Genomic DNA, 19,713 nt, shown 5'->3' with positions numbered 1-19,713 from the left:
GGGGGGAGGGACGCATCATGACGCACGCACCGATCCGCTCGATCACGATCGTCGGCGGCGGCACCGCCGGCTGGATGGCGGCGACCTGGCTGGCGCGCCGCTTCGCGCATCTCGGGCTCGCCATCACCGTCGTCGAGAGCGCCGCGATCGGCACGGTCGGCGTCGGCGAGGCGACCGTGCCCGCGATCCGCGACTTCCTCGCCGCGGTCGAGCTCGGCGAGGCCGACGTGCTGCGCGAGACCGAGGGAACGATCAAATACGGCATCCGCTTCCGCGACTGGCAGCGCGACGGCCACGACTTCTTCCACCCTTTCGGCCTCTACGGCGTGGCGGCGCGCGGCGTCGCCTTCCACCATTACTGGCTCAAGCTGCGGCGAGCGGGAGACCCCACGCCGCTCGGTGCCTATTGCGTCGCAACTCAGCTCGCGGAGCGCGGCCTGTTCCTGCCACCCGCGGATCGTCCCGCGAACGACCTGGGCGTCTTCAACTTCGCGCTTCACTTCGACGCGTCCAAGTTCGCCGCGCTGCTCAAGCGCCTCGCGCTCGCCAACCGAGTGCGCCACGTCGACGGGCGCATCACCGAGGTGGTGCGCGACAGCGAGCGCGGTACCGTCAACGCGGTGCGGCTGGAGGACGGCACGCGAGTCGCGGGTGACCTCTGGATCGATTGTTCGGGGTTCCGCAGCCTGCTGCTCGGCGAGGCGATGGGCGTGCCCTACGTCGACTGGCGCCGCTGGCTGCCGTGCGACCGCGCGGTGGCGATCCCGTGTCGCGCCTCGGGACCGCATCGCCCGCTCACCACGGCGACGGCGCGCCCGGCGGGGTGGCAGTGGCATATCCCGCTGCGCCACCGCACCGGCAACGGCTATGTCTATTGCTCCGATTTCACGGGCGACGACGAGGCCGAGGCGCTGCTGCGCGACAGCCTTGAGGGCGAGCCGCTCGCCCCCGCCAACCGGCTGCGCTTCACCGCGGGGCATCGCGCGCGTTTCTGGGAGAAGAACGTCGTTGGGCTGGGGCTCGCCTCGGGCTTCCTCGAACCGCTCGAGTCGACCAGTATCTCGCTGATCCAGTCGGGGCTCGACCGGCTCGCGCCGCTCTTCCCCGACCAGGGCTTCGACCCACGCCTGGCGGCGACCTACAACCGCCAGTCAGTGCTGGAGTTCGAGCGGATCCGCGACTTCCTGCTGCTCCACTATCTCCCCAACCGGCGCGAGGGCGAGCCCTTCTGGGACGCGATCCGCGCGGTGCCGCCGACCGAGGGGCTTCAGGCCAAGCTCGACGCGTGGCGCGCCGCGGGCGAGTTCGTGCGGCGCGAATGGGACACGTTCCAGGACCCGAGCTGGCTCAGCCTCTACGCCGGCTTCTACGACCTGCCCGCGCGTCCGTCGCCGATGGCGGACCAATATGACGTCGCGACGCTCACCGACAGCCTGACGCGGATGCGCGAGGCGATCGAAGGCACGCTGCGGCTGGCCGAGCCGCACCAGGATTTCCTCCGCCGCGTCGCGGGCGGGGGGCAGTGACAGCGCGCCGCGGCGCGAACCGGGAAGAGAGACGATGGGGTCGAACATGAGGCGGGCTGCGTGGCTGCTGGCGGGGACCGGGCTGGCGCTGGGCGCGACGATGGCGGCGCGCGCCGACGTGCCGGGCAGCGGAGGGCCGTACAACGTGCGCAGCCTGGCCGGCGGGATCGGGATCGAGCGCCCGCTCGCACGCGCCGACGCGCTGATCGCGGCGGGCGCGCCGTACACGCTGAGCGCCTGGGTCCGCCCTGACTCGGTGCAGGACGGCGCGGTCACGCTGATCGCGCTCGGCGCCGCGCCGACGCAGCGTGCGCTGCTGCTGGACGGCGGCCGTCTGATGCTGCGCGACGGCGCGGCGACGGTCCGCGGGCCGGCGCTGAGCCCGGGTAAATGGGTCCATGTCGCGGCGGTCTCCGACGGCGCGCGCGCGACGCTCTACGTCGACGGGCGCCGCGTCGGCGGTGGCGCGGCGCGCGCGACCGCGGTGACGCCCGTGATCGGCATCGCGCCGCCCGGCGCGACCCATTACGGCGGCCAGCTTGTCGGCGCGACGGCGGAGAGCGGCGCGACCGACGCGCGCGCGCTCGCCGCCGCGGCGCGCGCCCGCCCGGACCTCGACTCGGTGCAGATGACCGAGATCGGCGTCGGCTGGCCGTTCCAGAAGAGCGCCAATATCGGGCTCACCGTCCAGCAGGACGCCTGGACGCTCCCCAGGTCGCGCGCCGACGCGACAACTAAGCCGGTCGCCAAGCCCGTGTCGCAGCGGCCCGTGATGCAGCCGACCGCGCCGGGCCATTGGCAGCTCAACGGCTGGCAGCTCGCGGCCGCGCCGGAGATCAAGGGCGACGGCGCGGCGCTGTCGCGACCCGGCGCCGCCGCGGGTGGCGCGTGGCGCGCCGCGACCGTGCCCGGCACCGTCCTTCAGACGCTGGTCGATCGCGGCGTCTACCCGGACCCCTATTACGGCCTCAACAACCTCCAGATCCCCGAGCGGCTTGCCAAGCAGGACTATTGGTACCGCACGCGCTTCACCGTCCCGCCCGACGCGGCGGGCAAGAGGCTGACGCTCGTCTTCGGCGGGATCAACTACGCCTCCGAGGTGTGGGCGAACGGCGAGCGGCTCGGCACCACGCGCGGCGCGTTCATCCGCGGGCAGTTCGCCTACACGCCCGTGGCGGGCGAGAATGTCGTGGCGGTGCGCGTCTCGCCGCCGCCGCACCCCGGCATCCCGCACGAGCAATCGGTCGCCGCGGGCGTCGGCGAGAACGGCGGCCAGCTCGCGATCGACGGCCCCACCTTCGTCGCGACCGAGGGGTGGGACTGGATCCCCGGCATCCGCGACCGCAACACCGGCATCTGGCGCCCGGTCGAGCTGGTCGCGACCGGCGCGGTCAAGATCGGCGACCCGCACGTCGTCACTGACCTGCCGCTGCCGCGCACCGACAGCGCGGATGTCTACGTCACCGTGCCGCTCGACAATGCCGGCGCCGCCGCGCCGGTGACCGTGCGCGTCGCCTTCGGCGGCGTCACTGTCGAGCGGCAGGTGACCGTCGCGCCGGGGCACAGCGAGGTCGCCTTCACCCCGCGCGACTTCCCGCAGCTGCGCGTCGCCAACCCGCAGCTGTGGTGGCCCAACGGCTATGGCGAACCGCACCTCTACGACGTCACCTATCAGGTGAGTGACGCCGCGGGCGTGTCCGACCTGCGCAAGGGCCGCTTCGGCATCCGCGAGGTGAGCTACGATCTGTCGCTGTTCGATCCCGCCGGGGCGCTCCGCCGCGTCAACGTCCAGACCACCGACGGCGCGCTTGCGGGCACCAAGCTGATCGACGTGCGTCACGCCGCGATCAAGGAGTCGCCGCGCGGCTGGGCCGAGTCGCTCACCCCCGCCGGTGCGACCTCCAGGGCGGTGACGCCGATCACCGAGACGTTGCCCGAGCCGCACCTCACGCTGCGCGTCAATGGCGTGCGCATCGCCGCGCGCGGCGGCAACTGGGGGATGGACGACGCGATGAAGCGCGTGAGCTACGACTGGCTCAAGCCCTTCTTCCGGCTCCAGCGCGAGGCGCACATGAACGTCATTCGCAACTGGATGGGCAATAACGACGAGGAGGAGTTCTTCGATCTCGCCGACGAGAACGGCATGATGGTGCTCAACGATTTCTGGCAGTCGACGCAGAACTTCCAGGTCGAGCCCGACGATCCCTCGCTGTTCCTCGCCAACGCGCGCGACACGATCGCGCGCTATCGTAACCACCCCTCGATCGTGCTGTGGTTCGGCCGCAACGAGGGCGTGCCCTATCCGACGCTGAACGAGGGCCTCGACGAGGCGGTGTTCGAGCTGGACGGGACGCGCTGGTTCACCGGCAGCTCGAACGTGGTCAACCTGCAGGGCTCGGGGCCGTACAATTACCGCCCGCCCGTCGGCTATTTCACCGATCTCGCCACCGGCTTCTCGGTCGAGACCGGGACGCCCTCGCTGTCCACCGCCGAGTCGATCGCCAGCTACGTGCCCGCCGCCGACCGCTGGCCACTCGGCGACGTGCTGGCCTATCACGACTGGCATGTCAGCGGGAACGGCGACACCAAGACGTTCACCGCGACGCTGGAGCGGATGTTCGGGGCGGGCACCAGCTTCGCCGATTTCGAGCGCAAGGCGCAGATGATGAACCTCGAGACGCACAAGGCGATGTACGAGGGCTTCCTCGGCCATCTCTGGAGCAAGAATTCGGGGCGCCTGCTGTGGATGACCCATCCCGCCTGGCCGTCGAACGCGTGGCAGATCTACTCCTGGGACTATGACACGCACGCGGCCTATTACGGCGCGAAGAAGGCGACCGAGCCGCTCCACGTCCAGCTCAACCTGCCCGGCAACGAGCTGGTGGTGCTCAACACCACCCAGGCCGCCGCGCCGGGGCTGACCGCGCGCGTGCGCGTGCTCGGGCTCGACAATCGCGAGCTGTTCGCGCGCGAGGATCGCCTCGATGCTGCGGCCAATGCGGCGACGACGCTGGCGGCGGTGCCGCTCGATCGGCTCTTTGCCGAGCACCCGATGGTGCTGGTCAAGCTGGTGCTGAGCGACGCCGCGGGGAAGACGGTGTCGGAGAATCTCTACTGGCGCGGCCGCGACGAGGGTGCCTATCGCGCGCTCAACGATCTCGCGCCGGTGGCGCTGGCGACGGCCGCGGAGAGCGCCGCCGACGGCGAGGACCGCATCGTCCGCGTGACGCTGAGCAACGACGGCGCCGTACCCGCGCTCAACGCCAAGCTGACGCTGGTCGACGCCGCGGGCAAGCGCGTGCTGCCCGCCTATTACGACGACAATTACGTCGCGCTGTTACCCGGCGAGAAGAAGGCGATCGCGATCCGCTATCCCGCCGGCGGCGCGACCGCGGCGGCAGTGACGCTGGCAGGCTGGAACGTCCGTGCGACCAAGGTGGCGGTGAAGTGAGGCGCGCGCTGCTCGCCGCGCTGGCGCTGGTGGGGATGGCGGGGTCGGTCACCGCGGGAGCGGCTGACCTCGACGGTCGCGGACTAGCCGAAGGACGGGCCTCCTCGTCCGACCGTCATCCCGGACTTGCTCCGGCATCCACGTCGCCGCACTCCTACCGCGCGATGGATGTGCGGAACGGTGGCTTTCGGACCAAGTCCGGGATGACGGAGTTGGGCGCGGGTGGCGCGTTGCCGTCCGCTACAGGCGCCGTGTTCCTGCGCACGCAGGAACCCATAGCTGCGAATGCCGGCGGGCGCGATCCTGGGCTCCAGCCTCCGCAGGAGCACGTCGCCGCCGCCCCGGTCGCGCGCACCAGCCTCGGCAGCGTCCGCGGCACCAGCGCGGGCGGGCACCTCGTCTTCCGCGGCCTCCCCTATGCCGCGCCGCCGCTCGGCCCGCGCCGCTTCGCCCCGCCGGCGCCACCCGCGCGCTGGCCGGGCGTCCGCGACGCCGCCGCCGCCGCGCCGGCCTGCACCCAGCAGGACTACACCTGGAACCGCGCCGATTACCTCCACCAATCGGAGGACTGCCTGACGCTCGACGTCGGCACCGAGGCGCTCACCGGGCGCCGACCCGTCCTCGTCTGGATCCACGGCGGTGCCAATTACGCCGGCTCGCCCGGCGACATGGCCGAGTCGCCGATCGTCGCGCGCGGTATCGTCATGGTCGGCGTGCGCTACCGGCTCGGCGCGCTCGGCTTCCTCCACCACCGTACCGCCGGCGGCGGTAGCCTCGCGACGCAGGACCAGATCGCCGCTTTGCGCTGGGTCCGCGAGAATATCGCGCGTTTCGGCGGCGATCCCGATCGCGTGACGATCGCGGGCGAGAGCGCGGGCGCGCAGGACGTCGGGCTGCTCGTCGCCGCACCCGCCGCGCGGGGGCTGTTCCGTCGCGCCATCATGGAGAGCGGCACGCCCGGCTTCGGCCTGCCGTGGCGCTCGCGCGAGGAGGCGCTGCGGCTCGGCGACCAGGTCGACGACGCGCTCGGCGCGCGCGGCGACGCTGCCGCGATGCGCTCGGTGGCGGCCTGGCCGCTGCTCGTCGCGGGCGAGACGACGCACGATCAGTTGCTCACCGACGACAGCTACCGCTGGCTGCGTACCACCGTCGACGGCATCGTCTTCCCGGAGGGGCCCGACCGGCTGCTCGCCGCGGCGCCGGGAGTCGACGTGCTGATCGGCACCAACCGGATCGAGCTCGACCTGCCCGGCGGGCACACGCGCCGCGACGCCTTCGTCGCGCTGAGCTATCCCGGCCAGGAGGCGGGGGCGCGGCGCTTCTACCGGCTCGACCATCCCGAGCCGCGCGCCGACCCCGCCGACCGCGACGGCACGCGCGACCAGCGTATCGCCACCGACGCGACCTTCCGCTGCCCGGCGCAGCGCTTCGCCGCGACGATGCGGGGGCGCGGCGGCAAGGTCTGGCGCTACCTGTTCGACGGCAGCGCCACCGGCGCGCCGACGCGGCACGCGCTCGAGATCCCCTTCATCTACGCCGACCAGCCGCTGGGCCAGCTCCACCTGATCGACTATTGGGCCAATTTCGTGAAGACCGGTGACCCCAATGGCACCGGCCTGCCGAGCTGGCCGGCGGCAGATGCGGCACAGACCTATCTGGCGCTCGACGCCGCCGGCGCGCGCGCGGCTGTCCCACCCGCCGAGGACGTGTGTCGCTTGGGAGACTCGCTGTGATCGATCGACGCGCCGCATTGCTCGGAGTGGCCGGCGGGATCGCCGCCGGGGCGCTCGCCACCCCCGGCAATGCGGCGGACGAGGCCGCCGAGCGCCGGCTCCACGAGGACTGGCCGTGGCTCGGCCGCTACGCCGCGGACAATCGCCGGCTGATCGCGGCGGGCGCGAAGATCGGCATCGTCTTCCTCGGCGACTCGATCACCGAGGGCTGGGGCAGCAAGCGTCCGGGCTTCTTCACGCCGGGGCGCGTGAACCGCGGCATCGGCGGGCAGACCACGCCGCAGATGGTGCTGCGCGTCATGGCCGACGTGGTCGCGCTGCGCCCGCGCGCGCTCCACCTGATGGCGGGCACCAACGACATCGCGGGCAACACCGGGCCGATGACGCCGCAGCAGACGCGCGACAACGTCACCGCGATGATCCAGCTCGCGCGCGCCAATCGGATCGCGGTGCTGCTCGGCTCGATCCCGCCCGCCGCCAACTTCCCGTGGCGTCCCGGGCTGGAGACGGTGGCGCCGATCCGGGCCTTCAACGCCTGGGCGCGCGAGGCCGCGCCGCGGCTGGGCGCGCGCTTCGTCGACTACACCCCCGTACTGGCGGAGGCGGCGGGCGGGATGCGGCCGGGGCTTGCCTATGATGGCGTGCACCCGACCGAGCAGGGCTATGACGCGATGGCGACGGTGATCGAGCCGGTGCTGCGCGGGATGAAGCTGTAGCGGTGTCGCCATCCTTGTGACGCTCGCGCTGCCCGCCCCCGTTCCCTCGCCGTTGTCAGCCGGGCGGTTCGCGTCTGAGCGGCGTTCTACCCGTCATCCCGGCTTCGAGCCGGGATCCACGTTCCCGCAGGAGTACCCCCGGTCGGTGTGCGCGGTGCGCTGGATGCCGGATCAAGTCCGGCATGACGGTGAGAGGTGGGGCGCGGTCACGCACCGCCTGGGGTGAGCCAGCGGGAGCGCTCGGCCAGCGCTCGCCGCTCGGGCTGGTCCCTATTTCTCGTCGCGGCGCGAGTTGGCGAACAGCACCGCCGCCGCCACCGCGGCCGAGCCGATCCCCGCTGCCAGCCACGTCTTGCCGCCCTGCCAGCGGCGATCGCGGCGCTGTTGCGCCGCCTTGCCCGCGCCGGCTTCCTCGTGCGCCTTGGCGGCGGCCACTTCGGCGAGGATCTCGTTGGGTTGGTCGCTCATCGGGTCTCTCCTTTGCCCGCGCCATAACGCGCGCGGAACGCGTTGGCGAACGTCGCCAGCACGCCCTGCGCGATCGCCGCGCGCAGGTCCGCCATCAACGCCTCGTAGAAGGCGATGTTGTGCTCGGTCATCAGCATCGCGCCGAGAATCTCGCCGCTGCGCACCAGATGGTGGAGGTAGGCGCGCGTCCAGGTGGCGCACACCGCGCAGCCGCAGTCGGGATCGAGCGGCGCCTGGTCCTCGTTGAAGCGCGCGTTGCGGATGTTGATCGGGCCGTCGCGCGTGAACGCCTGGCCGGTGCGCCCCGAGCGCGTCGGCATCACGCAGTCGAACATGTCGACCCCGCGCTCGACCGCGCCGACGATGTCATCGGGCTTACCCACCCCCATCAGGTAGCGGGGCTTGTCGACGGGGAGTTGCGCCGGCGCATAGTCGAGGCAGCCGAACATCGCTTCCTGCCCCTCGCCGACCGCGAGGCCGCCGATGGCGTAGCCGTCGAAGCCGATGTCGACCAGCGCGTCGGCCGAGGCGCGGCGCAGCCCCTCGTCGAGCGCGCCCTGCTGGATGCCGAAGATCGCATTGTGCTCGGCATGCGCGCCGCCGCCGTCGAAGGCGTCGCGGCTCCGCCTCGCCCAGCGCATCGATCGCTCCATCGCCGCGGCCTGGACCTCGCGCGTCGAGGTGGTGGGAACCAGCTCGTCGAACGCCATCACGATGTTCGAGCCGAGCAGCCGCTGGATCTCGATCGAGCGCTCGGGCGTGATCAGGTGGCGCGTGCCATCGAGGTGCGAGGCGAAGGCGACGCCCTCCTCCGAGCGCTTGGTCAGCTCGCTGAGGCTCATCACCTGATAGCCGCCCGAGTCGGTCAGGATCGGTCGCTCCCAGCCCATGAAGGCGTGGAGCCCGCCGAGCCGCGCCACCCGTTCCGCGCCGGGGCGGAGCATCAGGTGGTAGGTGTTGCCGAGGATGATGTCGGCGCCGGCGCGCTCGACGTCGGCGGGCTTCATCGCCTTCACCGTCGCGGCGGTGCCGACCGGCATGAACGCGGGCGTGCGGATGTCGCCCCGCTCCATCCGGATCGTGCCGGTGCGCGCGGCGTTATCGGCGGCGTGGACCTGGAAGGCGAAGCGTGGCGCGGAGCTCATCGCGCGCGCTCCGGCTCGGGCGCGTCGGCATCGGGCGGCGGCGCGTCACGCCCGCCACGCTTCCTGTCCTGCCCGCGACCGTCGCTGCGCTCCGCCTTCTTGGCGTCCTCCTTCTTCGGCGGCCGGCGCCCCGCGGTCGGGCCCTGCGCGTCGACCGGCATGGTGCGATAGGTCAGCAGCTCGGCGCGGCTGACGAGATGGTCACCGTCGCGGTCGTAGCGCGCGAACAGCCGCGAGAAATGATCCTCCAGCTCGTCGAGCGTCACCGCGTCGTCGTCGTTGCGATCCACCTCATAGGGGCTGGGCAGCGCGTGCTGGTCGCCGATGAAGCGCTTGGCCCAGTCGGAGAAGGCGAGGTAGCGCAGCTTGCCCGTCTTGGCGGTGTCGATCGCCTCGAACGAGCGCCGCACGCCCTCCTCCAGCTCGGCGCGGTCCACCATCGCGTCGCCGTTCGTATCGAAGGTGGCGATCATCATCGCCACGGGCTCGGCGACGAGCGTGGCGGGGGTCTGCGGCGCGGCGGGCAGCGGCGCGCGGACGGTGACGGTCTCGCCCTCCTGCTGCGGGAGCGGCGCGGGCGCGGCGGCGAGGAGCAGGGCGAACGCGAACATGCCGACGTCCGTGGCAGAAGCAGCGGCGCGGGCCAAGGGGCGGGGTGTCGCGTGCGGGTCGGCCACGAGCGCGCACCCTCGGCCAAGTGGCGGCGGCGGCGGGCTTTCGTCGTTCAGCTCGGAGCCGCGGCGGGCGCGAATGTTGCGAATGTTGAGTCACTGGCGCGGTTCGCGCGAACGTTGAGTCGCGCGGCGGCGGGTGGGCGGTCTCGGTTTACGGGCGTCGCTGACGAGATGCTGGCCGGCGACGATGAGACAGAGCGGGACGGCGTGTGGCAGTTCCGGGCGGTGTAGGACAGCGGCGTTGAGGTCTGACCGTTGCCGACCGCAGATCCTCCCCGGCACGGGGAGGATCTGAGGAGGCGCGCCAGTGGCCAGCCGCTCACGCTCCTCACACCACCGCGACCATCACCGGGCCCGCGGCAGAACAGCGTGCTCGTCCCCGGCCAATGCCGGGACTTAGCGGAGGCACCCGCGGGCCTCACCGCGGACGTACCATCCAGGCCCGGTCCCCGGGGCGCACGGCGCGCGTCGACCGGCCCCTGTTCGCCCCGCGCGCGCTCGGCTAAGCGCCGCGCGGCACGGAGGGACGGAGTGCGGCATGGGGGTCCAATCGACGCGCATCGGGCTGGTGCTCGCGTGCCTGACGCTGATCGCCGCGCCCGCGCGGGCACAGGACGAGCGCCCGACCGGCTATCCGCGCTCGGCCAACGAGCGGCGCGACGGCACGCTGACGGTTTCCGCGGTCTACACCGCCGACCTTGCCGCCGATATCGCCGGCGGGCGCGCGCGCGGCGCGCGCTATCTCGACAACCTCGACCTCCAGGCTGCGGTCGACCTGGAGCGCCTGGTCGGCTGGCACGGCGCGCGCGCTTTCGGCTACGTCATTCGTGACAACGGGACGAGCCTCTCCGCGCTCAGCGGCGACGCGCAGGGCGTGTCGAACATCGAGACCGCGGTGCCCGCCACCCGCCTGTTCGAGGCATGGGTCGAGCAGGACATCGGGCGCCGCGCCTCGGTCAAGGCGGGGCTGTACAACCTCAACGCCGAGTTCGACACGACCGTGAGCGGCGGGCTGTTCCGTTTGTCGTCGCACGGCATCGGCCCCGAGCTGGCGCAGTCGGGACGACGCGGGCCGTCGATCTTTCCGGTGACCTCGCTCGCGCTGCGCGGCGAGGTCGGCTTCGGTACCCACTGGCTGCTCCACGCCGCGGTGCTCGACGGCGTGCCGGGCGACCCCGATCGCCCGGCGGCGACCGCGATCCGGCTGCGCCGCGCCGACGGCGCGCTGCTCGTCGCCGAGCTAGGCTGGCTTGACCGCGCGACCAAGTTGGCGATCGGCAGCTGGCGCTACACCGCCCCGTTCGCGCCGGTCGGTGACCCCGCGGCACGCGGTCGCGGCAATGCCGGTGGCTATGTGCTGGCCGAGCGCCAGCTCCTCGGCGACACGCGCGGCGGCGCGGGGGTGAGCGGCTGGCTGCGCTACGGCGTCGCCGATGCGCGTTATAATGCCATCACGCACTATCTCGGCGGCGGGCTCGTGCGCTCGGGCACGTGGCGCGGGCGCGACGACGACCAGCTGGGCCTGTCGTTCGCCTGCGCCTGGTTCGGCGACCGCCACCGCGCGCTGGTCGACACCGGCGCGCGCGAGCTGATCGTGGAGGCCGCCTATCGCTGGGTCGCGGCGCGCTGGCTCAGCCTCGAGCCCGACGCGCAATATGTAATCGACCCGAGCGGCCGTCGCGACATCCCCGACGCGCTGGTGTTCGCGCTCCGGGTCAAGGTCGGGCGTTGACGCAAAGTGTTTGCGTTCGGACGAGCACGCCCATAATGTCTGAGTAATCGTGATCTGGGTGAGCCGCGTCGGGGAACGCGCCGCCGACCAACGGGAGGATGGGATGAAGGGACGTCTGTTCGCGCTCACCGGCGCGCTGATGCTGGCGGCGCTCGCGCCGGTGCCGGGCATCGCGCAGGAACCCGCCACGCCGACCGCGACCGCGACGGTCCACGGCGACCGGCAGGGGCCGACCTACGACAAGCGCATCTTCACCCAGTTCGCCGAGCATCTCGGCGACGGCATCTACGGCGGCCTGTTCGTCGGCAACGACCGCAAGATCCCCAACACGCGCGGCTTCCGCAACGACGTGGTCGGGGCGCTGAAGGAGCTGGGCGTGCCGGTGATCCGCTGGCCGGGCGGCTGTTTCGCCGACGAATATCACTGGCGCGAGGGGGTCGGGCCGAAGAACAAGCGCCCGGTCAAGATCAACACCCACTGGGGCGGCGTGACCGAGCCCAACAGCGTCGGCACGCACGAGTTCATGGAGCTGGTCGAGCAGGTCGGCGCCGAGCCCTATATCTCGGGCAACGTCGGCAACGGCACGCCGCAGGAGATGGCGGAGTGGGTCGAATATATCACCTCGCCTGCCGGCACGCTCGCCGACGAGCGCGCCGAGAACGGCCACAAGGCGCCGTGGAAGCTGCCCTATTTCGGCATCGGCAATGAGCTGTGGGGCTGCGGCGGCAACATGCGCCCGGAATATGCCGCCGACGTGACGCGCCGCTACGCCACCTTCGTCAAGGCACCCGCCAACACCAAGATCCTCAAGATCGCCTCGGGCGCCAACAACGACGACTACAACTGGACCGAGGTGATGATGCGCGAGGCGCGCGGCCAGGTCGACGGCCTCTCGCTGCATTACTACACCGTGCCGGGCGGCTGGCCGCCGCGCGCCTCGGCGAGCCAGTTCGACGAGGCGGGCTGGGCCGAGACGCTCGCCGGCGCGTGGAAGATGGACACGCTGATCACCGGCCATTCCGCTGCGATGGACAAATACGATCCCGAGAAGAAGATCTTCCTCGCGGTCGACGAGTGGGGCACCTGGTACGCGCAGGATCCCGGCACGCACCCGGGCTTCCTGCGCCAGCAGAACAGCCTGCGCGACGCGTTGGTCGCGGCGATCCACCTCAACATCTTCGCCAAGCACGCCGATCGCGTGAAGATGAGTGCGATCGCGCAGATGGTGAACGTGCTGCAGGCGATGATCCTCACCGACGGCAGCAAGATGGTGCTGACGCCGACCTACCACGTCTTCCACATGTACAAGCCGTACATGGACGGCACGGTGCTACCGATCGAGCTGAAGTCGCCGTGGTACAACAAGGACCAGTGGGTGATGCCCGCGGTCAGCGCCTCGGCGGTGCGCGACAAGGCCGGCGTGGTGCACGTCGCGCTCGCCAACGCCGACCCGAACCGCTCGATCACCGTGCAGGCGGCGCTCGCCGGGCTCAACGCCAGCGGCGCGACCGGCCAGATCCTGACCGCGCCGGCGATGACCGCGATCAACACCTTCGACCAGCCCAACGCGGTCGTCCCCGCCGCCTTCACCGGCGCGCAGGTGGCGGGCGGGCAGCTCAACGTGACGTTGCCGGCCAAGTCGGTCGTCATGCTGACGTTGCAGTGAGCGCGGACGACATGACGCTGCTCTCGCGCCGCCTTGTTCTCGCGGGCGGCGCCAGCCTGGCGGCGCTGCCCGCGCTGGCGCAGCGCCGGCGCGGCCCGGTGGGAGAGGGGGCGCGGGCGGGCACGATCGTCAACCCGCTGGTGCGCCAACGCGCCGACGCGCAGGTGTTCCGCCACTCCGACGGCTGGTTTTACATGACCGGCTCGGTGCCCGAATACGACCGGCTGGTGCTGCGCCGCGCGCGCACGCTCGCCGGCCTCTCGACTGCCGCCGAGCGCGTGCTGTGGCGGCACGAGAAGAGCGGGCCGATGTCGGGCTTCCTGTGGGCCCCCGAGCTTCATCTGATCGACGGCAAGTGGATCATGTATTTCGCCGCCGGCCCGAGCGGCGGCGGCGAGGACGTGTTCCGCATCCGCACCTATGCGGTGGTGTGCGACGGCGCCGACCCGATGACGGGCGGATGGACCGTGCTGGGCCAGCTCGAGACGCCGTGGGACAGTTTCAACCTCGATTCGACCAGCTTCCTCCATCGCGACACGCGCTATCTCGCCTGGGCGCAGCGCGAGCCCGGGATCGAGACCAACTCGAACCTGTATCTGGCACCGCTGAAGACGCCGCTGACGCTCGCGGCCAGGCCGGCGCGGCTGTCGGTGCCCGAGCTTGACTGGGAGGTCCGGGGCTTCAAGGTCAACGAGGCGCCCGCGCTGCTGGCGCGCAACGGCCGCCTGTTCCTGACCTATTCGGCGAGCGCGACCGATGCCCGCTACTGCATGGGGATGCTCACCGCGCGCGACGACGCCGATATCATGGACCCGCGCAGCTGGGCCAAGTCGCCCGCGCCGGTGCTCAAGACCTCGCGCGCGCACCGCATCTTCGGCCCTGGCCACAACAGCTTCACCGTGGACGAGCGCGGCCGCGACATGCTGGTGTTCCACGCGCGCGACTATGAGGCGATCAAGGGCGATCCCTTGTTCGACCCCAACCGTCACACGCGCGTCCAGCCGATCCGCTACAGCGCGGACGGCACGCCGGTCTTCGACCCGCCGGTCGCGAACGGGCCGCTGCCGCGCGGCTGACCGGGGCGGCGGCGCTGGTGCGCGCCGCCGCTCGCTGCTTCACCGCGGCCCCAGCGTCGGCGCTCCTCGCGCGTGAGCGCCGTGAGCCTTCGATCCAAGCTGTCGGCCCGGCGCCTGAGGGACGCGTTGCCGCGATCGCTCGCGGCGCCGGCGCACCTTCCATCCCAAGCAGATCTGGACCGCGACGGGCATGCCCGGCGGCATACGCGTGGTGGCGGCCCGTCAGGACCGCTTTCTGGATGGCTGGTTGATGTACCGCAGGCGCCGGCTGCAAGAATCAACAACCTGTCCGACTAATGTACCTCATGCGGTTCGAGCGGACGCCGTTCGCCGCAAGCGGCGAAGCGGGCGAAACAGATCGCTTACGCGTCCGTCATTTCTACTGACACCAACGATAATCACCCTTGTCACCTTCTACGAACAGGCATATGTCGGAGTATTAGAAGGTGCAGTATGCGCCCGATGTCAGCGTGAGGGAGGGGATGATGGCGATAAAGGCCGCTTTCTTGGTTTCGGTCTCGGCGGGTTCGCTGCTGCTCGCGAGTGCCGCGTCGGCGCAGGAGGCGCCGCTGGCCCCCGGCACTGCCGCGCAGCAAGCTCAGCCCGCGCCCGGGGGATCGCCGTCGGAAGACGCGGCCGGCGCCGACGACATCGTCGTCACCGGGGTGCGCGCCTCGATCATCGGTGCGCTCAACGTCAAGCGCGACTCGGTCCAGATCGTCGACTCGATCGTGGCCGAGGACGTCGGCAAATTGCCCGACAATAACGTCGTCGAGGCGCTCCAGCGCGTCACCGGCGTGCAGGTCACCGATCGCGGCAACGCCGAGGCGGGCGCGCTGTCGATCCGCGGCCTCACCGACCCGCTCACCACGCTCAACGGCCGCATCATCTTCACCACGACGGGCCAGTCGTTCGCGCTGCAGGACATCCCCGCCAACCTCGTCAAGCGGGTCGACGTCTACAAGACGCGCGCCGCCGACCAGATCGAGACCGGTCTCGCCGGGCAGATCGACGTGTTCACGCGGCGCCCGTTCGACTTCGACGGTTTCGCCATCTCGGCGGTGGCACGCGGAATCTACAATGAGCAGGCCGACACGTTCAATCCGAACGTCTCGGCGCTGATCAGCGACCGCTGGGAGACCGGCATCGGCGACGTCGGCGTGCTCGTCAACGCGAGCTATTCGCGCACCAAGTTCCGCACCATGTCGGTGGCCTCGGGTGCGCAGGTGCCGTTCGCCACCGAGAACCCGCCCGCCGGATCGGGGCTGACCCCGCTCCAGCGCATCTTTCCGCTCGCGCCCGATGCGAACAGCGCCACCGGCTTCGCCCCCGCCGCACCCGGCCTCGGCGCCTGGTCCCCCGGTACGCGCGAGGGCCTGCCCTATGCGCCGGGCTCGACCATGCTCGTCAACGGCGTCGACACGCCCTACTATCTGTCGCGCGACGCGGTGTTCAGCGGCGACCTCTACGGCAAGCGCGAGCGCCCGGCGGTCAACGCCGCGCTGCAATGGTCGCCCAATGCCAGCTCGACCTACACCGCCGAGTTCTTCTGGAGCGGCTTCCGCCAGACCACCTACAACAGCCTGATGTTCTCGTTCGTCGACTGGTGGGGCAGCCTCGGCGCCAATCCCGGCTCGACGATCTCGCTCTACCCCGAGACCAACATCATCAAGACGCGCAGCGTCGGCGACGTATTCGGCTTCAACAGCGGCGACCTGACGCGCGCCACGACCAACAGCTTCGTCTACGCGCTCAACGGCAAGTGGGACGTCGGCAACGGCAAGATCGTCGCCGACGCGGCCTATCAGACCAGCCGCAACGACACGACCTTCACCGCGATGCGGATCAACCGCGTCGCCAGCCGGATCGACGTCGACTTCAACGCGCGCGACGGCATCCCCTCGTACAATTTCAGCGACAACGCGCTGCTGCTCGACCCGGGCCAGTGGACCGCGGGCGAGTTCTACGACAACGCCAACCGCGACACCGGCTCGGCCTTCACCGCCACGGTCGACGCCGACCAGTCATGGGATTCCGGCTTCTTCCGCAAGATCAAGGCCGGGCTGCGCTATGACGCGCGCAAGGCGGCGAGCGAGGTGCGCACCCAGGCAGCCGACGCGAACGGCGGGCTCGGCGTCAACTTCGGTACGCTCTCGGACAGCCTGCGCTACGTCAACAAGGGGTTCTTCGACGGCGAGGCCGACGTGCCGACCTCCTGGGTCAACGCCGACGGCTATTATCTCGCCAACAACACCGACGAGATCCGGCGGCTGTACCAGACCAAGTTCCCCAACATCCTCACCGCGGACCAGCTCTCGCTCACGCGCGTGTTCGACATCAGCGAGAAGACGATGTCGGCCTATATCCAGGCCGACGCCGAGCTCTCGATCTTCGGCCGCCCGCTGAGCCTCGAGGCGGGCGTCCGCTACGTCGACGTCGATACCGACTTCACCTTCGTCGACCGTTACAGCGCCGGGGCGCAGCTGCGCGGCTCGCAGACCACCAGCAAGCTGCTGCCGTCGGCGACGCTCCGCTACGACATCACTGACAAGCTCCGCGCCCGCTTCAACTACGGCAAGACGCTGCGCCGCCCGGCGTTCGGCGACCTCAACCCCAACTACAATCTGACCGGCGACCTCACCAGCGTCGGCTATGGCACGGGCACCAGCGGCAACATTAGCCTGCGCCCGACGCAGTCGACCAACTACGACCTCGGCCTGGAATGGTATTTCGACCGCGACAGCGCGCTGTACGGCACGCTGTTCCGGCGCGAGATCGACGGGCTGGTGGTCGGCGCGCGCTCGCGCGTCACGGTGCTCAACACCGGGCTCAACACCAGCAGCTTCGTCGTCAACCGGCCCGAGAATGCGTCGGACGGCGTGCTCAAGGGCGCCGAGCTCGGCTTCGTCTACTTCCCGCACTATCTGCCGAGCTTCCTCGACGGCCTGGGCGCACAGGGCAGCGTGACGATCCTCGACTCGTCGCAGAACGTGCCCGAGTTCGACGAGGCCGGCGCAGTGGTGGGGCAGCTGCGCTCGTCCTTCTTCGGCGTCTCTGACCTCTCATACAACGCGACCCTGGCCTATGACCACGGCCCGATCGGCGCTCGTCTCTCCTACGTGTGGCGCAAGGAGTTCCTGCAGCGCAACGAGGCGGCACTGTTCGCCAACCCGATCGGCGTGTGGCGCCGGCCCGACAAGAGCCTCGATTTCCAGCTCACCGCCAAGCTCACCGACGACCTCGGCCTGACCTTCGACGCCACCAACCTGACCAAGGCGAAGCAGCAGGAATATTACCGCTTCGACTCGGCCGGCAACCAGGAGCAGTTCAATCTGGGCACGCTGCTGATCCCGCGCACCTTCGCGATCGGCGTCCGCTACACCTTCGACTGAGCGTGCTGCTGGCGGGCGGGGGCGGCGTGCCCCGCCCGCGTCCCTTCACGCCGGGAGAGAGACGATGGCGAGCAGAACGAACCGCGCCGCGGCGGCGCTCGCCGGCGCGACCGCGCTGCTGGCCGGGTGTGGCGGCACGAGCGGCAGCGGCGCGGCGGCACTTCCGCCAGTGGCCGCGGCGCCGGCGCCTTTGCCGGGCCCGACGCCGACTCCCGCAACCGGCTCGATCGCGCTGACCGGCGCGACCAGTCCGGTCCACGATCCCGCGATCCTCGCCGAGGAGGGCCGCTTCTATCTTTTCACCACCGGCAATGGCGGGGACGCGGCCGGGCTGCTCGGCCTGCGCACCTCGGACGACCTTAAGCATTGGACCTTGCGCGGTGGCTCCTATGCCGCGCTGCCCGCATGGGCCGCGAGCGCCGTACCCGGCGCGACCGGCATGTGGGCGCCCGACATCTCCAAGGTCGGCAGCGAGTACCGGCTGTATTATTCGATCAGCACTTTCGGCAGCAATCGCTCGGCGATCGGTCTGGCCACCGCTTCGGTGATCGACCCGACCGCACCGGCCGCGCACTGGGTCGACCGAGGGCCGGTGGTCCGATCGGACGTGACGGACGATTACAACGCGATCGATCCGAACGCCTTCACCGACGCGGACGGGCGATCATGGCTGGTGTTCGGCAGCTTCTGGAGCGGGATCAAGCTGATCGAGCTCGATCCCGCCACCGGCAAGCGACGAGGCGACGATCCGCTGCGCAGCCTCGCTGCGCGGCCGTCACCCGGGGCGATCGAGGCGCCCTTCGTCATCAGGCACGGCGGCTTCTATTATCTGTTCGTCTCGTTCGACTTCTGCTGCCGCGGCGCGGCGAGCAGCTATAACACGATGGTGGGTCGGTCCGCCACGCCGACCGGCCCCTATGTCGACCGCGCCGGCACCGCGATGCTCCAGGGCGGGGGCACGCCGGTGCTGGCCTCGGGGCAGGGGACGGGCGACCGCTACGTCGGCCGCGGCCACGCCGCGATCCTGCAGCGTCGCGAAGGCGACGTCATCGTGTATCACGCCTATGACACGCAGCGGAACGGCACGCCGACGCTGCAGATCCAGCCGCTCGCCTGGGATGCGGAAGGCTGGCCGGTGGCGCGCTAGCGTCTGATCCGCGTCATCCCAGCCGTCCGCGTGCTCCGGCGAACGCCGGAGCTCAGGGCTGCAGAAGTGACGCTCGTGGCTCTGGGCTCCTGCGTGCGCAGGAGCACCCTGCTGGCGCCCACCAGATCGATCACGCGCCGGTCGTCGCGCCGCCGATCAGCGCAGCAGCGTGACCTTGGCGGTGACCGGGAAATGGTCGGACGGATAGATCCCGCCAGGTCGGTCGGTCACCACCTTGGTCCCGCTCGCGCGCGCGCCGTCGAGGAAGATATAGTCGATCCGCCGGTCCGCCACGCCGGTGAAATCGTGGAAGCTCAGGCCGCCGGGGCGCTTGCCCCAGGCGTCGGTCATCGCCGCGGCGAGCCGGCGATAGGCGGCGCTGTCGGGCGTGGCGTTGAAGTCGCCGGTCAGCACCACCGGCAGCCCGGGTGCGATCGTCGGGATGCGCTCGAGCAGCAGCGCGGCGGCGCGGTCGCGCGCGCCGTCGTCCTGGTCACGGTGCGCGAGATGGGTGTCGACCAGCAGGAAGCGGCGTTTGGGATCGCTCTTCAGCGCGAACTCGCCCCAATTGGCCATGCGCGGCAGGTCGGTGCCCCAGCTCTGGCTGCCCACCACATCGGGCGTGTCGGAGAGCCAGAAGTCGCCCTGGCGGAGCAGCGTCAGCCGGTCGGTGCGGTAGAGGATGCCCATATGCTCGTTCGTGTGGCCGCCCATGCGGTCGCGCCCGAACCAGCGATACTCGGGGAGCGCGGCGACCATGTCGTCGCCCTGGCGCTGCAGCAGCTCCTGCGTGCCGATCACGTCGGGATGGACCCGGCGCAGCATCGCTACCGCGGCAGCGCGGCGCGACGGCCACGGCTGCGGCCCCTCGTCCGAGGCGTAGCGGACATTGTAGGTCATCACCTGGAGCGACGGCGCGCAGGCGCCGGTCAGCGCGACGAGCGCGAGCGCGGCGGCGCGGGCGGGGCGAAGGCGTGTGATCATGGC

12 protein-coding genes and 1 pseudogene are annotated in these 19,713 nt (G+C 70.9%); 9 read left to right on the top strand and 4 right to left on the bottom strand.

The window, feature by feature from the left end:
• Positions 1 to 17: 17 nt before the first annotated feature.
• The 4 genes from FHY02_RS12230 to FHY02_RS12215 all read left to right on the top strand — a co-directional run bounded on the left by FHY02_RS12230 (position 18) and on the right by FHY02_RS12215 (position 7,426).
• On the top strand, positions 18 to 1,526 hold the full coding sequence (locus FHY02_RS12230; RefSeq protein ID WP_183922391.1) for a tryptophan halogenase family protein: 1,509 nt from the start codon (positions 18 to 20) through the stop codon (positions 1,524 to 1,526).
• Between the two features lie 46 nt (positions 1,527 to 1,572).
• The gene (locus FHY02_RS12225) at positions 1,573 to 4,977 is read left to right on the top strand and encodes a glycosyl hydrolase 2 galactose-binding domain-containing protein (protein WP_183922389.1); all 3,405 of its coding nucleotides are present in this window, start codon (positions 1,573 to 1,575) and stop codon (positions 4,975 to 4,977) included.
• Positions 4,978 to 5,180: 203 nt separating this feature from the next.
• Positions 5,181 to 6,710 carry a carboxylesterase family protein gene (locus FHY02_RS12220; RefSeq protein ID WP_183922387.1) on the top strand — a complete coding sequence of 510 codons (1,530 nt, stop codon included), beginning with the start codon at positions 5,181 to 5,183 and terminating at the stop codon, positions 6,708 to 6,710.
• Positions 6,707 to 7,426, top strand: a complete 720-nt coding sequence (locus tag FHY02_RS12215) for a GDSL-type esterase/lipase family protein (protein WP_311731825.1) — start codon at positions 6,707 to 6,709, stop codon at positions 7,424 to 7,426. Before FHY02_RS12220 ends, FHY02_RS12215 begins: the two co-directional genes overlap by 4 nt.
• Before the next feature lie 270 nt (positions 7,427 to 7,696).
• On the opposite strand, the gene FHY02_RS12210 is transcribed toward FHY02_RS12215, so the two are convergent.
• Genes FHY02_RS12210 through FHY02_RS12200 form a run of 3 tightly spaced genes read right to left on the bottom strand, consistent with a single transcriptional unit; the run spans position 7,697 to position 9,650 of the window.
• Positions 7,697 to 7,894, bottom strand: coding sequence for a hypothetical protein (locus FHY02_RS12210; RefSeq protein ID WP_183922385.1), 198 nt, complete (start codon positions 7,892 to 7,894; stop codon positions 7,697 to 7,699).
• Positions 7,891 to 9,039, bottom strand: coding sequence for a tRNA guanosine(34) transglycosylase Tgt (gene tgt, locus FHY02_RS12205; RefSeq protein ID WP_183922383.1), 1,149 nt, complete (start codon positions 9,037 to 9,039; stop codon positions 7,891 to 7,893). Before tgt ends, FHY02_RS12210 begins: the two co-directional genes overlap by 4 nt.
• On the bottom strand, positions 9,036 to 9,650 hold the full coding sequence (locus tag FHY02_RS12200; RefSeq protein ID WP_260172872.1) for an EF-hand domain-containing protein: 615 nt from the start codon (positions 9,648 to 9,650) through the stop codon (positions 9,036 to 9,038). Before FHY02_RS12200 ends, tgt begins: the two co-directional genes overlap by 4 nt.
• 601 nt (positions 9,651 to 10,251) lie before the next feature.
• On the opposite strand from FHY02_RS12200, the gene FHY02_RS12195 reads away from it, so the two are divergent.
• The 5 genes and pseudogenes from FHY02_RS12195 to FHY02_RS12175 all read left to right on the top strand — a co-directional run bounded on the left by FHY02_RS12195 (position 10,252) and on the right by FHY02_RS12175 (position 18,726).
• Positions 10,252 to 11,445 carry a carbohydrate porin gene (locus tag FHY02_RS12195; RefSeq protein ID WP_183922381.1) on the top strand — a complete coding sequence of 398 codons (1,194 nt, stop codon included), beginning with the start codon at positions 10,252 to 10,254 and terminating at the stop codon, positions 11,443 to 11,445.
• 103 nt (positions 11,446 to 11,548) lie between these two features.
• Positions 11,549 to 13,111, top strand: a complete 1,563-nt coding sequence (locus tag FHY02_RS12190; RefSeq protein ID WP_183922378.1) for an alpha-N-arabinofuranosidase — start codon at positions 11,549 to 11,551, stop codon at positions 13,109 to 13,111.
• A gap of 11 nt (positions 13,112 to 13,122) precedes the next feature.
• Positions 13,123 to 14,178, top strand: a pseudogene (locus FHY02_RS12185) (family 43 glycosylhydrolase); the annotation flags it as partial.
• A gap of 494 nt (positions 14,179 to 14,672) precedes the next feature.
• Positions 14,673 to 17,579, top strand: coding sequence for a TonB-dependent receptor (locus tag FHY02_RS12180; RefSeq protein ID WP_183922374.1), 2,907 nt, complete (start codon positions 14,673 to 14,675; stop codon positions 17,577 to 17,579).
• A gap of 64 nt (positions 17,580 to 17,643) precedes the next feature.
• On the top strand, positions 17,644 to 18,726 hold the full coding sequence (locus FHY02_RS12175; protein WP_183922372.1) for an arabinan endo-1,5-alpha-L-arabinosidase: 1,083 nt from the start codon (positions 17,644 to 17,646) through the stop codon (positions 18,724 to 18,726).
• A gap of 156 nt (positions 18,727 to 18,882) precedes the next feature.
• Here the strand turns inward: FHY02_RS12175 and FHY02_RS12170 are convergent, their stop codons facing one another.
• A complete protein-coding gene (locus FHY02_RS12170; protein WP_183922370.1) occupies positions 18,883 to 19,710 on the bottom strand; it encodes an endonuclease/exonuclease/phosphatase family protein in 828 nt (275 codons plus the stop codon).
• Between the last annotated feature and the right edge of the window lie 3 nt (positions 19,711 to 19,713).

It is taken from the genome of Sphingomonas sp. BK069 (genome assembly GCF_014193405.1).
Lineage (GTDB): Bacteria > Pseudomonadota > Alphaproteobacteria > Sphingomonadales > Sphingomonadaceae > Sphingomonas.
This window is presented reverse-complemented; position numbering and strand designations above follow the sequence as displayed.

Excerpts from the sequence above, each read along its gene's own strand:
- FHY02_RS12175 (WP_183922372.1), top strand. The coding sequence starts at position 17,644 with ATGGCGAGCAGAACGAACCGCGCCGCGGCGGCGCTCGCCGGCGCGACC.
- FHY02_RS12210 (WP_183922385.1), bottom strand. The coding sequence starts at position 7,894 with ATGAGCGACCAACCCAACGAGATCCTCGCCGAAGTGGCCGCCGCCAAG.
- FHY02_RS12180 (WP_183922374.1), top strand. The coding sequence starts at position 14,673 with ATGGCGATAAAGGCCGCTTTCTTGGTTTCGGTCTCGGCGGGTTCGCTG.
- tgt (WP_183922383.1), bottom strand. The coding sequence starts at position 9,039 with ATGAGCTCCGCGCCACGCTTCGCCTTCCAGGTCCACGCCGCCGATAAC.
- FHY02_RS12195 (WP_183922381.1), top strand. The coding sequence starts at position 10,252 with ATGGGGGTCCAATCGACGCGCATCGGGCTGGTGCTCGCGTGCCTGACG.
- FHY02_RS12200 (WP_260172872.1), bottom strand. The coding sequence starts at position 9,650 with ATGTTCGCGTTCGCCCTGCTCCTCGCCGCCGCGCCCGCGCCGCTCCCG.
- FHY02_RS12170 (WP_183922370.1), bottom strand. The coding sequence starts at position 19,710 with ATGATCACACGCCTTCGCCCCGCCCGCGCCGCCGCGCTCGCGCTCGTC.
- FHY02_RS12190 (WP_183922378.1), top strand. The coding sequence starts at position 11,549 with ATGAAGGGACGTCTGTTCGCGCTCACCGGCGCGCTGATGCTGGCGGCG.
- FHY02_RS12225 (WP_183922389.1), top strand. The coding sequence starts at position 1,573 with ATGAGGCGGGCTGCGTGGCTGCTGGCGGGGACCGGGCTGGCGCTGGGC.
- FHY02_RS12220 (WP_183922387.1), top strand. The coding sequence starts at position 5,181 with ATGACGGAGTTGGGCGCGGGTGGCGCGTTGCCGTCCGCTACAGGCGCC.
- FHY02_RS12230 (WP_183922391.1), top strand. The coding sequence starts at position 18 with ATGACGCACGCACCGATCCGCTCGATCACGATCGTCGGCGGCGGCACC.